At 63.1% G+C, this 15,092-nt stretch carries 14 protein-coding genes and 1 pseudogene; 3 read left to right on the top strand and 12 right to left on the bottom strand.

The genetic code is table 11. The annotated features are described in order from the left end of the window. Positions 1 to 103 precede the first annotated feature (103 nt). From KO516_RS24065 to KO516_RS05580, 3 genes are all read left to right on the top strand, one after another. Positions 104 to 349, top strand: coding sequence for a transposase (locus KO516_RS24065; protein WP_371742031.1), 246 nt, complete (start codon positions 104 to 106; stop codon positions 347 to 349). Between the two features lie 178 nt (positions 350 to 527). Further along, on the top strand, positions 528 to 875 hold the full coding sequence (locus tag KO516_RS05585; RefSeq protein ID WP_216002813.1) for a hypothetical protein: 348 nt from the start codon (positions 528 to 530) through the stop codon (positions 873 to 875). Positions 876 to 1,050: 175 nt separating this feature from the next. Further along, positions 1,051 to 1,188 (top strand): hypothetical protein, encoded by a 138-nt coding sequence (locus KO516_RS05580; RefSeq protein ID WP_216002812.1) that lies wholly within the window; start codon positions 1,051 to 1,053, stop codon positions 1,186 to 1,188. Positions 1,189 to 2,326: 1,138 nt separating this feature from the next. Here the strand turns inward: KO516_RS05580 and KO516_RS05570 are convergent. The 12 genes and pseudogenes from KO516_RS05570 to KO516_RS05515 form a co-directional block, all read right to left on the bottom strand. Further along, on the bottom strand, positions 2,327 to 3,592 hold the full coding sequence (locus tag KO516_RS05570) for an amidase family protein (protein ID WP_216002810.1): 1,266 nt from the start codon (positions 3,590 to 3,592) through the stop codon (positions 2,327 to 2,329). Positions 3,593 to 3,596: 4 nt separating this feature from the next. Further along, entirely contained in the window at positions 3,597 to 4,466 is an 870-nt protein-coding gene (locus tag KO516_RS05565) for a LysR family transcriptional regulator (protein ID WP_216002809.1), read from the bottom strand. 31 nt (positions 4,467 to 4,497) lie between these two features. Beyond that, a complete protein-coding gene (locus KO516_RS05560) occupies positions 4,498 to 5,655 on the bottom strand; it encodes a Xaa-Pro peptidase family protein (RefSeq protein WP_216002808.1) in 1,158 nt (385 codons plus the stop codon). Further along, a complete protein-coding gene (locus tag KO516_RS05555) occupies positions 5,652 to 6,305 on the bottom strand; it encodes a DUF2848 domain-containing protein (protein ID WP_216002807.1) in 654 nt (217 codons plus the stop codon). The genes KO516_RS05560 and KO516_RS05555 overlap by 4 nt, the downstream gene beginning before the upstream one ends. 10 nt (positions 6,306 to 6,315) lie before the next feature. Next, positions 6,316 to 7,596 carry a TRAP transporter large permease gene (locus KO516_RS05550; protein ID WP_216002806.1) on the bottom strand — a complete coding sequence of 427 codons (1,281 nt, stop codon included), beginning with the start codon at positions 7,594 to 7,596 and terminating at the stop codon, positions 6,316 to 6,318. Further along, entirely contained in the window at positions 7,593 to 8,126 is a 534-nt protein-coding gene (locus KO516_RS05545; protein ID WP_216002805.1) for a TRAP transporter small permease subunit, read from the bottom strand. The genes KO516_RS05550 and KO516_RS05545 overlap by 4 nt, the downstream gene beginning before the upstream one ends. 9 nt (positions 8,127 to 8,135) lie before the next feature. After that, the gene (locus tag KO516_RS05540; protein WP_216002804.1) at positions 8,136 to 9,173 is read right to left on the bottom strand and encodes a TRAP transporter substrate-binding protein; all 1,038 of its coding nucleotides are present in this window, start codon (positions 9,171 to 9,173) and stop codon (positions 8,136 to 8,138) included. 36 nt (positions 9,174 to 9,209) lie between these two features. Beyond that, entirely contained in the window at positions 9,210 to 10,043 is an 834-nt protein-coding gene (locus KO516_RS05535) for a putative hydro-lyase (protein ID WP_216002803.1), read from the bottom strand. Between the two features lie 529 nt (positions 10,044 to 10,572). After that, a pseudogene (locus tag KO516_RS05530) lies at positions 10,573 to 10,683 on the bottom strand (ATP-binding protein); the annotation flags it as partial. Between the two features lie 140 nt (positions 10,684 to 10,823). Continuing rightward, positions 10,824 to 11,390, bottom strand: a complete 567-nt coding sequence (locus tag KO516_RS05525) for an efflux RND transporter periplasmic adaptor subunit (protein WP_216002815.1) — start codon at positions 11,388 to 11,390, stop codon at positions 10,824 to 10,826. A gap of 398 nt (positions 11,391 to 11,788) precedes the next feature. Continuing rightward, positions 11,789 to 13,564, bottom strand: a complete 1,776-nt coding sequence (locus tag KO516_RS05520) for an SLC13 family permease (RefSeq protein ID WP_216002802.1) — start codon at positions 13,562 to 13,564, stop codon at positions 11,789 to 11,791. 629 nt (positions 13,565 to 14,193) lie between these two features. Next, complete coding sequence (locus KO516_RS05515) at positions 14,194 to 15,030, bottom strand: YdiY family protein (protein ID WP_252737416.1); 837 nt, start codon at positions 15,028 to 15,030, stop codon at positions 14,194 to 14,196. Between the last annotated feature and the right edge of the window lie 62 nt (positions 15,031 to 15,092).

The following is a 15,092-nucleotide window of genomic DNA, read 5'->3' as shown; positions in this document are numbered from 1 at the left end:
AATGCATCCTGACCCTAGGCCGAGAATGATGCTTTCGAGGGAAAATGGGCCGGGAAACACGCATCTATCGCCCCGGCTTGGCCTCGGGGCCTAACAGGAAGAGATCCCATTCTTTGCCTTCGCTCCAGCGATCCTCAAAATTCTCGACACCACGAATGCCATAGAAAGTCTGAACCGCGTGATCCGGAAATCCATCAAAACGCGGGGATACTTCCCGACTGACGAGGCAGAGACCAAGCCGATCTACCTCGCCATCCACAAATTTGCGAAGGACGGCCAAAATGTCAGGGAATGGTTTGCCGCCCCCAATCAATTCGCCATAATGTTTGGCGAGCGCTTCGCCGCTTGAGTATCCCAAACCGCATGGGCCGCGCCAGATACACAGACTTCAGGACACTCCCCACTGCACGTCAAGATCGGGTGAATAGGCGGGTGAACGCCATCGACCCGAGAGAACCCGCCAATGCAGTCGCCAACGATTTTTTGTCACGAGGGCACTCGCCCTGGACCGGCAAGCGAGGCACGGGATGATCGAACGCTCTCACCCCACGCTTTTGGGCGGGGCGCAATGCCGCCTGCTGTCGATCTCGCGGCCGTCGCTCTACCGCGCACCGCAGCGCGAGACCGCAGTGAACTTGGCGCTCATGCAACTGCTCGACCAGCAATTTCTGGAAACGCCGTTCTACGGCATCCAGCAGATGGCACCTGAAGAACCAAGGCCACCCGGTGAACGTGAGCGCATCCGGCGCCTGATACCGATCTACCGGAAGCCCAACACCAGCAAGCACGCGACGGGGTACTGCCCCTGCCTGCTAGGCGGCCTGCGGGTCGATCGGCCCAACCAGGTTCTCCTCTTGGGATCATGCTGCGCATGACCTTTCCGGGCAACGGTGCGCCGACCTCCCCTGTCTGCCGATGCGACGAGGCGTCCTCTCCCTGGTCGCCATCATGGCTGGTTCACCCGCAAGGTGCTGGCCTGGCGCATCTCGAACACGCTGGAGGCGGACTTCTTAAACGAGGCGGTTCACCGGCTTTGGCCCGCCAGAGATCATGAACAGCGATCAGGGCGCGCAGCTCACATCCTTCGCCTGGAGCGACCGACTGAAACGCATCGGTGCCATGATCTCAATGGACGGGAAAGGCCGCTGCCTCGACAACATCTTCATCGCGCGTCTCTGCGAACTGTGAAGTCTGAGTGCGTCTACCTGCTCGCCGGGGAGACCGACGCGCAGGCCAAGGCCGGCGCTGGCCGATGGATCGCTTTCTGCAACCAGCAGCGGCCTCACGCCGCCCATGGCGGACAGCCGCCCGCCGTGGTCTACGTCAACCAAATCGAAACCGACCGGCAGGGGGAGAGAGTAGCTTAATCTACACCAGAAACTGTCCAGAAGATGGGCTGCAGCTCAGTGGTCGGTGTTTGCGTTACTCACTGTTTTCTTCGACATCGCAGTGACTTGGGATCAGTACATAAGAATTGTATACGCGTACCGCTTGTGCGGACCGAGTGCCCACCATGGGGTAGCGTCCGAGGACGTGGGGTACTTACTTCCACGCTGCCGGTGTAGGGTGGAGTGGCCACCAAGCTGTCTGCTCGAGGAGGCATTTCGCAACGGCAACCACGCCCCGCACGGGCGCCCCGTCTTTTGGGACCATGCGGCGCATGACCCTCGCGGGCGCTTGCCAACGACTAGAACTGTCTGGGCTTCTGGCAAGGCCCGCCAGATACAGCAGGCTCGCCCCACCCCGGCGGTCGGGCGTACCGGCAGTTTGAGTAGGCCCTTGATCGCCTCTTGGGAAATTGTTGTCCAATGCCCTGCCGGACAGTGGGCGAGCACAATTGTATCGCAGCATCGCAAAACACCGACGCCCGGGCTGCCCACCCTGCGGCGCGTGCCAGATCATTTCCTTGTCGACCCACCCTCTCGCACATGCACAGCTTGTGCTGCCGGGCAGTGGATCAGCAGAAACCCCGCTTGAGTAGTGATGCCTTGTTGCTGGACCTGTAAGGCGTGCGATAGCGGGCGGGGCACCGCTTGCTCAGGAAGGGCGTGTAAGTACCTGGAATCGTGACGTGAATCATCCTGGATGTCCGAGTCTTGCAGCACTGCCGGTGAGGTTTCCAGCTTTCAACTTACTTGCTCGCACCGAAGGTGACAGGCCGGTGTTGGAATTGGGGGCATCTGTTGTCGACGGGCCCGGTCAGATCTGGGTTCTTATCGGCGGCGGCGGCGGCGGCGGCGGCGCATCTGACCGGGCTTGAAACGGCCCGATGCGAGGCACCGCCGCCCTCCCGCCTTGAACGGGAGGGGGTCCAGCGCTTGCGCCGTCAGCTGTCGCCCTGAAAAAGCGTTTCGCAGCGCTCGGCCAGATCCAGAAGGGCCGGATCGCTGTGTCCGGAGGCGATCAGCATGACCCCGATGGTGTCGCCCGCATGGGCAAAGGGCAGCGAAATGCTGCACCCGTTCATGACATTGGCGATGGTCGGGTTGCGCAGGGCTTGCAGGTTGATACGCCCGAAATCCGCATCGTCCTGCACCGCGTCAAAGCGGGGCGGCAGGATCGGCACGGTTGGCATCAGCAGCGCGCGCCCGTCCAGTTCCGCATCGAAGGCCGCGATCAAATCGTTGCGCAGGTTCAGGGTCTGGCGGTAGCTCACGGCCGTCGCCTCATCGGCGCGGGCCATCCGCGAGGCGACGCGGGGGTCAAGGCTGTCGGACCGTGTCTGGAAGGCATCTTCGTATTCGGCCCGGCTTTCGACGGAGGAAAACTGCCAGACGGCAAGGGATTTCATCGACTCCAGCGCGGCGAAGCTGTGCGTGCTGACTGTGAACCCCGCCTCGCGGAGCAGCGCCACCGCCGCATCAAATCCGGCGCGCACCGCCGGATCAAGGTCGTCCATGCCGAAATTCTCGGGGATGACGAATTCCGGTCTGATCGCCAGCGTGTCGGCCTGCGGCGTTGCAATGGCCTGCCAGACGGCGCGGCAGGTGGCGACATCGCGCGCCATGGGGCCGATGCTGTCTAAGCTGCGCGACAGCGGGCGGCAGCCTGTCTGAGACAGACTCGACTGACTGGGCTTGAACCCGGTGATGCCGTTGAACGCCGCCGGGATGCGGAGCGATCCGCCCGTATCGGTGCCGATGGCCACATCCGCCAGCCCCTGCGCCACGCTCACCGCGCCGCCCGAGGTCGACCCGCCCGGAATGCAGCCGGGGTAGAGTGCATTTTCCGGCGTGCCGTAATGCGGATTGAGGCCAAGCCCCGAATAAGCCAGTTCGGTCATGTTGGTATGCCCGACCAGCACGCAGCCCTGTGCGCGCAGGGCCGCCACCACGTCGGCGTCTTTGGTCGCGGGGGCATTGTCCCTCATGAAGGTGGTGCCCGCGTGGGTGACGTGGCCCTTGACGTCGAGCAAATCCTTGATCGACACCAGCGCACCGGCGAGCGCGGTGTCTGGCAGATCTGTGGCGGGCTCATCGAACAGGTGGGTATAGACGTTCTGCGTGCCGGGCGCGTTGGTCTTGATGCGGGTCTGAATGTCTTGCAGGCGGGCGATTGCGGTCGCTGCCGACCATGGGAAGGCTTTGGGCATGGGGCTACTCTTTCAGATAATTCGTGGCGCAGGCCACGGCGATATTGGCGGCGCGGGCGCAAAGCTCGTTGCGCGGATCGCCCAGAAAGGATGCGGTGAACCCGAGGTCATCGAGCTTCCAGCCCGGATCGAACGGCGCGATCCGGCCCTGTTTGACGAATTGCTCGGCGAATTGATGCGGGAACAGCCCGACGCCGATGCCCGTTGCGACCATCTCCAGCCCGGCGTGAATGGAGCTGGTCGGAAACAGCTGGGTGGAATGGCCATAGCGGTCGATCATCTGGCGGCGCAAATCGCGGTAAGGGCGCGAGTTGCGATTATAGGTCACCACGGGCGAATGGCGCAGATCCGGATCGGGGCGCCCGGCGGGTTTGAACCAGGTCAGCGCCACCTTGGGCAGGTCGATATTGTCGACCGTGTAATCCGAAATCGGCCCCATCAGCAGCGCCAGGTCGATATTGCGTTCCAGCAGTTGCTGGCGCAGGTTGACCGACACATCGACAACGATCTCGACCCGGATCTTGGGATAGGATTCATACAGCGCCGACAGGAATTTCGGCAGCCAGAGCTGCACGATGGTTTCCGCGACGCCGACGCGCAACAGGCTGTCCTCGGCTTCGGCGGGGATGATATCGGCCTTGATGCCCTCGACCAGATCGAGGATCTTTTCCGAATAATCGCGCAGCAACACGCCCTTTTTGGTCAGGGTCACGCCGCGTTGGGCACGATCGAACAGCCGCGTGCCCAAGGATTGTTCCAGCGCCGCGATGCGCCCGGATACAGCGGGCTGCGAGATGTTCATTTCCTGCGCGGCGCGGCGCACACCGCCAAGGCGCGACACCCAGAGAAAGGTGATCAGCTGATCCAGTGTCATTGCGCCCGGTCCTTTGGCTGCATGGTCTGGCTCATACCACGAACATCTGCCGGGGGAAGTGCAGCAAGGGGCGTGCGCCGCCCGGCTCGGTGAGCATCATCTCGCCAAGCGCGGCGCCGCCAAGGCCCGGCACGAACAGATTGGGGTGCAATTCTAACATCATGGCGCATTCAACAGCCACCGGCAGAGGGGGGCAATCGCGAAATGCCTCCGGCCCCCAATGCTGGGGGAATGCGCCAGACAAGAGCGGCTCTTCGTAGGAGAGGCCAAGCCCGTGGCCACCGCGAAACCGCTGCACACCCGGCCAATGCGCGCTGCGCGGCACAACCACATCCGAGATGGCGGCTTCGACGTCCTGCACTAGCTGGCCCGGTGTCAGCGCGGTTTGCGCAGCAATCAGCGCGTCTTCGGCGATCTGCCAGAGCGTTTGGTGATCGGGGGCGATCTGCCCCATTGCGCCCATGCGGATGCCATGCGCCCAATAGCCATCGACGGTCAGCGCGATGCCGAACAATACCTGATCGCCGTGTTTCGGGGTGTCGCGGTTTTCCTCGGGCCAATAGCGCGGGCGATCCGCCGCGGCGCGCACCGTCAGCCATGTGCGGCAGTATTCAGCGCCCTCAAGCTTCGCGTGGGTTTCAAGCCGGGTCTGGGTTTTCCAGACCGGCTCGCCCCGGCGCAACAGCTGCGGCAGACGGTCGAACAGATCGTCGCATAGCGCCGCTCCGGCCTGCATCGCGGCGACCTCGGATCGGTGCTTGATCGCCCGCAGACGCGACAGGATGGCATCGGCGGGGGTCAGTGTGGCGGGCCCCAACGCGGCGCGCAGGCTTTCAAATGTCGCTTGCGGCATCTCGCCAAAGCCCACCGTTGCCAATTTGCGGGCCGTGCCAAGCTGGGCGGCAATGCTTGCGCCCCAGCCGCTGGCAGGCAGAGCGGCGGCGTCAAGCCCGGTGGGCGGCGCAAGGAACGGGCTGCCGATCAGCAGGCGGCAGCCCTCTGGGGTCAGGATCGCAAGGCTTTGCGCCTCATGGCTGTTCCAGCCGGTCAGATAGCGCATCGCCCCATGCGATGCGCTGCCCGCCCCCAACGCATCGCCATAGCCGAAGACCAGAATGGCATCGGCCTGCAGCGCCTGCCACAGCGCCGCGCGGCGGGCGCTGAAATCATGGGGCGGGCGCGGAGTCATGCCACGATGGGCAGGGTGCGGGCGCTGTATTCCAGCGTGATGCTGCGCTCGCGCGCCGGATCATGCAGCATCATGCGGTACTCGGCCGCGGGGCGCACCCCGCCAATCGCCCCCAGCGTGCCGCAGAGCATGGCGGTACCGTCGGCAAATTCGGTGCCCGCCATCAGCTCGGCCAGCGGTCGGATCGCCGCCAGTGTGCCGTCCTGATAGGTGACCCAGTCGCCGTTCTCAAAGATCTCGCAGCGCAGGATCAGCGCGTCCAGATCGGCAGAGATCTCGTCGAAATCCCAGACCTCGGCGGCCATGGGCTTGGGGCAGGCTTGTTTCGAGGCGGCCACCGAATAGGCTTCGAGCTCGCGGTCGGTATGATCCGACGCCAACCCCAGCCACAGCTTGCCGTCCATACGGATCAACAACGGTTCGACCTCGCCCGAGCTGGTCTCGCCCAGAACGTCGATCACCGGGGCTTGCGTGAGCAACCCGTTCGAGACGCGGTAATACAGCGGCACCTGCGACGGCGGGGCAATGCCCAGCTCGGCCAGCTCGTCGATATGGTGCTGGACGGCAGCGTGGTCGCGCCCGGTCCAGCCGGCGACGATCAGCCTGTCGACGGACAGGGGCATGGTTTGCCCAAGGTAAGAGACGTGCATTTCAGAAGTCCTAGATATGTTCGGGAAGATAAAGCGCGATGGCCGGGAACGCGATGAGCAGGCCCACCATCACCAGCATGGCCAGCGCGTAGGGGATGACCCCCAGCATGACGTCAAACAGCGAGCCCGATTTGCGCACGCCCTGCACCACATACAGGTTGAGGCCAACGGGCGGCGTGATCAGCGCCATTTCCACAAGGATGATCATCAGGATGCCGAACCACAGCTTGTCATAGCCCAGCTGTTCGACGATCGGCACAACGATCGGAATGGTGGCAACCATCAGCGACAGGGTCTCGATGAAGAAGCCCAGCACGATATACATCACCACGATGATCAGCAGCGTTGCCAGCGCGCCAAGGCCCAGCCCTTGCAGGAACTCCTGCAACGCGCGGCTGACGCCCGATGCGGTGAGAACGAAGTTCAGCACATAGGCCCCGATCACCACCAGCATGATCATCGACGTGGTGCGGATCGTGCCCTTGAGGCTGGCGACGATCATCTCCCATGTGATGGCGCGCTGGGTGGCGGCGATGGCGAATGCCATGGCAACGCCGATGGCGGCGGCCTCGGTCGGGGTGGCCCAGCCGGCATAGATCGACCCGACGATGGCGCCGAACAGCCCCAGCAGCGGCACCAGATCCACCAGCCCGTTGATGCGCTTCTGCCAACTGGCCGAAATGCCGGGGCCCCCCAGCGACGGGCGGATGATGCAAAAGATCGCGGTGACCACCATGAACAGCAGCGCCAGCGCAAAGCCGGGGATCAGCCCCGCCAGAAACAGCTTGGGGATCGAGGTTTCGGTGAGGAAACCGTAGACGATCAGGTTGATCGACGGCGGGATCATGATGCCCAGCGTGCCGCCCGCCGCGATGGCGCCGGAAAACAGTTTGGGGTCATAGCCCAGCCGTTCGGCCTGCGGGGTTGCCACGGATGCCACGGTCGCGGCGGTGGCAACAGACGAGCCGGACGTGGCCGAAAACAGCGTGGCGGTGGCGATGTTGGCGTGGATCAACCCGCCGGGCAGCCACGACACCCAGGATTCCAGCGCCGCATAGGTGCGCTGCGCCACGCCGGAGCGTACGAGGATCTCGCCCAGCAGCACAAAGAACGGAATGGCGATCAAGGTCGCGCTGTTCGACGACGACCAGACCACCTGCCCCAATCCGCGCATCAGCGGAAACGGGCTGAACAGGGCGTCGATGCCAAAGCCCAGCAGAAACAGCACGATGCCGACCGGAATCGACAGGGCGAGCAGCACAAGCAGCCCGACGGATGTAAAAAGGATCATGCTTCGCCTCGCGATCCGGCAAATTCTTCGATGTCGTCATGGCGCCCGCAGACAAGAAACAGGCAGACGCAGGCCGCCAGCATCACCGCCGACAGGGCGAACCACAGCCAACCGGCCATCCACAGCGATTGCGGAATCCACAGCGGCGTTTCCAGCGTGGTGTTCGCGGTGGAATTGTTGGCGATGGATTTCGCCAGCACCGGCCAGGCCCGATAGGCCACCGTGACCGCCACCGCCGCAAGCGACAGGATCGACACGGCGTCGAACCACGCCCTGACCGCGGTGCCTCCCCGTGCGCGGATGATGTCGATCCGCACATGGGCAAGGCAGGTCAGGGCGTAGCTTACGCCCCAGCTCGTCACCACGGCCATGGCATAGCCCGACAGCTCGTCGGTGCCGCCAAGAGACATGCCGAACGGTCTGGCTATCACGTCGTAAAGGGTGACGCAGACGCTGAGCAGCAGCAGCAGACCCGCGGCCACCGCCAGCTTTTCGTTCAGCATCCGCAGGAACGAGAGGAGCGTTGTCATGTCAGCCCCTTACTTCAGATCGATCTGAACGCCGGTGGCAGCGCCCACGGTGTCGTTCCAGCGCTGGCCCCAGTCGCCGCCGGCGCGTTCGGCCCAGTCAGGCAGCACTTCGGTCACAAGGATGTCGCGCGCGGTTTCCTGATCTTGCGCCGTGGCTTCGACCAGCGTCATGCTGCGGGCTTCGGTCGGGCATTCGCCTTCGCCGGTCAGGCAGGCGACGTCGGTGGCAAGCGCGGCCTGCGCACTGGCCCATGCGGGGGCTTCGAGCTCGTCGGTGACGGCGGTCTGGATCAGCGCCTGATCTTCGGCGCTGAGCGAAGTCCACTTGTCGAGGTTGATCGCGGTGACAACCGGATCCCAGCCGCCCAGCGGGATCGGCATCAGATGCGTCGACACTTCCCACCAACCGGCGCTATAGCCAGATCCGGCCCCGGTCACGGCGCAATCGACCACGCCCTTTTGCAGCGCGCCGGGCACTTCGCCAAAGCTGATGCTGACCGCTTCGGCGCCAAGCGCTTCGAGCAGCTTGCCGGTCATGCGGCCCGAGGCGCGCACCTTCTTGCCCTCAAGATCGGCGAGCGAGCCGATCTCGGCGTTGCAGAACACCACCTGCGGCGGATAGGGCGCGACGCCCAGAACCTTGGCGTTGAACACATCGGCAAAGATCTCGTCCATCAGCGGGCGCGAGGCGTCTACCATGGCCTTGGCGTCGGCGGCATCGGTGGCGATCAGCGGCACGTCGAAACCTTCGAGCGCGGCGGAATCGGCCACCGCGTAATCGGCCACGGTCATGCCCACATCGAACACGCCCTGCCCGAGCATGCGGAACACGTCGCCGCCGCCGATGCCCATCTGGTCATGGGTGGTCAGCGCCGCAGTGATCTTGCCATCGCTGGCGGCGGGCATCTTGTCTTCCCAGAACGGCTTTTCGTACTGCTTGTGCAGCGGCAGGCCGCTCCAGCTGCCGACGACGGCAAGCTCTTCGGCAATAGCGGCGCCGCCGGTCAGGGCGATGGTCATGGTCAACAGGCTGATGGTGGATTTCATCGTGGTCTCTCCTTGTTGGGTGGTCTTGTTGTTGTGTCAGGGCGCGGCAAAGCCGGTGGGCATGGCCTCGTCCGCATCGGTGATCAGCATGGCACCGGGGGCGTGGGTGATGGCGATTTCGGGCGCGGCATTGGACAGCGCGACCTGCGTGGTGACGCCGCAGCCCCAGAAGGCGGGCACCTCGCCGTCCTTGATCGTGACGGCCGCGCCCCAGTCGGGGGAGGTAATATCTGTGATGCCGATCTCGGCCGGATCACCGATATGCACTGGCGCGCCATGGGCATGGGGAAAGGCCTGACAGATGCGGCGCACGTCATCGGCGCGCTCCTTGGGGATCGGGCGCATGCTGACCACGGCTGGCCCGCCAAAACGGCCCACCGGGGTGGTGGCAATGTTGCTGCGATACATCGGGACAGTCACGTCTTCGGTGACATGGCGCATTTCGACGCCCGCGCGCATCAGGGCATTCTCGAAGGTGAACGAACAGCCCACCGCAAAGGCCATGAAGTCATCGCGCCACAGCGCCTTGATGTCCTGAACCCGCTCAACCGCCTGACCGGGGCGGTAGACGAAATACAGCGGCAGATCGCTGCGCAGGTCGATATCCGCGCCGAGATCCGCAAACCCGGTCTCGCCCGGCGCAGAGGCGGCGATCAGCGGGCAGAACACCGGGTTTTCCTGACAGAACCGCTGGAAATCCACACCATCCGCCGCAGGCAGAATGACGAGATTGCACTGCAACCGCCCCGTGCACAGACCTGCCGTGTGGCCAAAATAGGCGTTGGCGCGCAATACCTGTCGGACCTCCGGGGCGGACAGCCCGGTAAGCTCTGGATGGCTGGTGCGGTGCGGTTTGGGTTTGACGTCCATTGGGGGTCTCCTGTTGGGACGGGACCGTGGCACGACTCGGAGTATAACCCAAAACTGTATATCTAGATCACAATTGATCGGAATTTGTGATACCTTACGGATCAACACAGCGCACAGCCGGGGGCGTCGCACCTCGGACGGGTGATAAGTATAATTTTGACAGGGACTTAACCTGCGCAGACCGTCGCTCTGGAATTGCCGCTGCAAAGGCACGCAAACAGCCCGTTTCCGACGCCGGATGGCACGTTCAAAGGCTGGCGAATGTCACCACTTCTCGAACCTGCCTGTTTTTTGAGCGCCGCCACGCCGCGCGACACGATCATGTCCGGTCGATCAGGATCAGACCGTCACCACGGCAGCGTTTTCTGTTAATCGGCACACAACTCTGCCCAAGGATAGGCGTGGAACATTGCCCCCTCTGTTGCTGGGGTGTCTGGCCTGATGCGGCGTAGTTTTCAGGTGGCGGAGGCGGATCGGGCGAGCGGTGGATTGATGACCATTCGCGGATTCTGAAGCGCCAGCTCTCCTTTCAGGTCTCGATGATGTCGCAATGGTGAGTGAGGCGGTCGAGGAGTGCAGTGCTCATCTTGGCATCGCCGAAGGTGGTGGGCCATTCGCCAAAGGCCAGATTGGTGGTTACCTGCGCCCGCCGTGTCAGGAACCCTGCAACTGCGATTTGTGTCGAGACGGATTTTACGCCCACGACCCCTGTCACCAGCAGGGCCGTCTGGGTATTGTTCGCAGTCAGATACCGTGTTGCGATCTTAAGGGCATACAGCATCAGCGCTGCTCCGGCGCGACGTTCAGGCCGTCCGTGTTGCCTGTCGCATCGGCAATCACCACGTCGGCCGCAGCAAGGCCCGCTGTTGCGATGAGCCGGGCGGCGGGCCAGTCAACGACGGTTACAGGCAGCAAGTCCGCCACGCCGTCCACGAGCACAAAAACCTTCTGTCCATCCAGCATTGCGGTGCGTGGAACCGTCTGGGCCGCGTCGCGCTCATCTATGATAATCTTTATCGCCGCGGTCAGCCCGATTGGAGCCGCGAGCGGAGTGTCCAGGCGGATCCTGACGGCAAGCCCGCCAGTGGCGGCGTTCACGCGGTTCGCCACAAAGCTGATATGGCCCCGATGTATCGCGGTTTGCCCGGCCCGTTGCTCGGCAGAGCTTTGACCTAGGGCGATCTGCGTCGCATAGGCCTCGTCCACATCCGCTTCGACCCTAAATTCGCTCAGATCGGCAAGGGTCAGCAGCCGGGTCGAAGGGCTGATCGTCTGCCCAATTTCGGCGTCCAGTTTCAGAACCGTGCCCGCGATGGGTGCCCGAATGGTGTAGCTGCCGCGCGCAATCTGCGCCTGATCGGACTGGGGCCGCGTCTGCTAAAGCGATCAACACGGCCCATCGCAAGTTGGTGCGGAAACGCTGTGAAGGCCAAACCGATGCATAGACTAGATCGAAGCGCGGATGCGACATTCGCGGCACTCGCATCTCGCGACCTTGTCAGCCCTTCCGCCCTTGGACGAGGCATTGATGTGGCGGGCGCGGCAAATGTCCGGTTCGGTAACGCCGCACTAAAGCGTTGGCAGACACGCCAAAGCTCTGCGCTGGCCGGTCGCATGATGCGTCTGCCGCCACGAAAGCCATTCAGTCACGGCACCCTGCACCAAAAGCTGCTATGTCACGGCACCGAGGTTTTTGTGCTTGGTCAATCGTCAGATCTGCATCGCCCCAGGTTGCCTTTAACGGCTTACAGCGGCCAGACCAGCAGGATGGTCGGCACCGAGACACAGACGACGAGGATTTCCAGCGGCAGGCCGATGCGCCAGTAATCGCCAAACCGATACCCGCCGGGCCCGAGGATCAGCGTGTTGTTCTTGTGCCCGATCGGGGTGAGGAAGGCGCAGGAGGCCGCCACCGCCACCGTCATCAGGTAAGTGTCGGGATTGGTGTCCGTGGTCGCGGCAATCGACATGGAAATCGGCGCGGCGATCAGCGTCGTTGCCACGTTGTTGAGAAAATCCGACAGCGTCATCGTCACCACCATCAGGGCAACCAGTGACAGCCATGCCGGGTAGCCCTCGCTCAGGCTGACGATCTGCCGGGCGATCAGTTCTGCCCCGCCGACCCGCTCGAACGCCTCGGCCAGCGGGATGAGACTGGCCAGAAGCACGATGACCTTCCATTCGACCGATGCGTAGACCTCGCGCGCGCTGACAAGGCCGAGGGCGACATAAGCGATCACCGCGCCGCCAAGCGCCACGGACAGCGGAAGAAACCCCAGCACCGCCATGGCGACAGCTAGCAGGAAGACCCCGATCGACAGCCCCGCCTTGCTGCGCTGCACCACTTCGGTCTGCCGCCCCTCGAGGGAGAGCACGCCAAGCCAGTCCGTCGCCGCCGCGACCCGCTCTGGTGTGCCCAGCAGCAACAGCACGTCGCCAGCCCGGATCGGCAATAGCCGCACGCGATCGGTGAAGCTTTCTCCGCCGCGCGCAATGCCCAGAAGCGTCACCGAATGTGTCTGCAGCAGCCGCAGGCTGCGCGCGGTCCGCCCGACGATCCGCGCTCCCTCGGGGACGATGGTCTCGGACAAGGTCAGGCCCGGTGCGATCACGCCGCCTTCGTGTTTTTCCGCACCGGCGAAATCAAGCCCCGCCTGCCCCATGAAGGTCTCGATGGATTTGGGATCTCCTTCGACGACGAGGAAGTCCCGCGCGCGCAGCTCTTGGCGCGGCGCCAGACCGCGCAGGCGTTTGCCACGGCGGATCAGGCCCAGAACATGCACATCTGCCTCGTTCGCCATCGGGTAAAGATCCGCCACCGTCATTCCGTCTTGCGCCATCTCGTCGCCGATACGCAGCTCGGCAATGTAGCGGCCTTTGATCACCGCTTCTTCGGTGTCCAGCAGCGACGCCCGGGCGGGCAGGAACCGCCAGCCGAGCAGCGACACAAAGCCAATTCCGGCAACCGCAACGGCAAGCCCCACCGGCGCAAAATCGAACATGCCGAAAGGCTCGCCCAGAACGCCCTGACGGTATTCCGAAATCACGATATTGGGCGGTGTCCCGATCAGGGTGATCATCCCGCCCAGAATGGTCGCGAAAGACAGCGGCATCAGGGTCTGACCCGCCGAGCGCTTTGCCTTCTTGGCAGCCTCAAGATCGAGCGGCATCAAAAGCGCCAGCGCCGCCACGTTGTTGATGATCGCCGACAATCCGGCCGCCAGCGCGGCGATGACGGCGATATGCAGCGGCAGCGGCCGGTCGGGGTTGATGAGCTTGGATGCGATCAGCTCCACAGCGCCAGAGGACGACAGCCCCCGGCTAACGATCAGCACCAGCGCAATAATGGCCACGGCTGAATGACCAAAGCCTGAAAACACGTCCTCGGTCGGCACCAGCCCAAGCGTTGCCGCAAGGATCAATGCGCCAAAAGCCACAAGATCGTAACGGATACGCCCCCAGACAAGCAGGGCAAAGACGCTCCCCAGCAGGATGAATATTTGTATCAGCTCGGCTTGCATGGCACGAGCCTAGCGGAGTTTCGTCTCTGTCGGGAGCTTTTTAAACGGATGCCGCGGTCACAGAAGCCGGACGCAAAACGCGCGCAAGCAACGTATAGGCTTACAGCAAACATGCGCGGGCTGGATGTGCCCTGCGGGAAGCGGGGTCAATCTGAGGTGTTCTTCGGCTGTGCCCGACACTGAAAGCGCTCTTCGCCCCCGTCTGACCGTCGGACTTGTCGGGAGCCTGATCCGCAGGGCCATGATCGCCCCCTTTGCCTCTGGCCAGTGGCGGGAGGGGCTGCTCGACGCGCGGCGCAACAATGCCGACCGGCAATCATACTCGGGGCAGGACGCAATCGAGCCGTTTACCCTTGCATCAATTGCACCCCCGGCGCCGTCCACATTGTTTCGGCTCGCGCGCAGTCCTTTCGGCAAAAAATTCAGATCGTTACGTCCCAGGCATCCCGCCCACCGCTGACAAATCGCGCGAAATATAGATATTTCACCCGCATTCATGACAAAATCTGTGACAGATTCAGAATCGCGCGCCGGTTCACAGCTTGGTTTCGAAGCTGTGGTGCCGAGTTTGAAAACTGAAAAAAGGGGCAGATTGCTCTGCCCCCAAAGTCACATGAGGTCGTGAAGATTCAGTTGAACGTGTAGACCAGAGACACGCCGTAGGTGTTGTCGTACTGGTTCACACCGCTGGACACTTTCGAATGGTATTCGGTCAGGATGCTGGTTCGCAGCGCAAGGCTGTTGGTCATCGCAACGTTCAGAGCGAGGTCGTTGTAGACCACGGTATCGGAGTCCGACCAGACCACATCAGTATCGTTGGTCAGGAACAGCGTCTCGGTCAGCTTATGTGCGTAATCCGAACTCAGCCCCAGCGCTTCCTCGCTGATGTCGCCCCGGCTCAGGTCCGAGAGCTCCGAAAACCGGTAGCCCGGGCCTGCCTGAACGGACCACTGGCGGATCGGGTCGTTGAAGATCCGGTACCCCAAGCCAAGCGAAGCGAAGGTATCCGTCTCATAGTCCGAGAATTCGTCGACCGTACCTTGCACCTTGGCGTAGCCGAAGACGACAGGGGTGAAGTCGCGCGTATATTCGAGGTCGTAATACAGGCTTTCCTCGGTCTTCACGTCGTCATCTTCGCCGTAGACGTAGTTCATCTGAAACTGGACGCCGTTCACGCCCCAGACATAGTTCATGTCTGTGCCAATGCCCACGTCGAGGCTGTCCGTATTGCCCGAAGACGCGATGCCGCGCAGGGCGAAAGAGCCGGTGAAGCCCTGCGGGCGGCCTTCGTTGCCGAACCGGTCGAGCTCGCGCTCGGCATCGTCTTCGATGGCTTCGAGCAGATCCTCGTTCCGGTCTTCTGCAATGGAATCGCGACCGATCAGATTTTGGGCGGATACGGCAGTGCCCGACAAGGCAGCGATCAGCATCGCTGCGCTCAGCTGGAATGTGGTTGCGGTTTTCATGGGTTGGTTCCTCCCCCCTAGAAGGTGACCCGTCCAAAAGGCCGGGAGCATCATGTGCTGGA

Source organism: Citreicella sp. C3M06 (assembly GCF_018860705.1).
Taxonomy (GTDB): domain Bacteria; phylum Pseudomonadota; class Alphaproteobacteria; order Rhodobacterales; family Rhodobacteraceae; genus Salipiger.
This window is presented reverse-complemented; position numbering and strand designations above follow the sequence as displayed.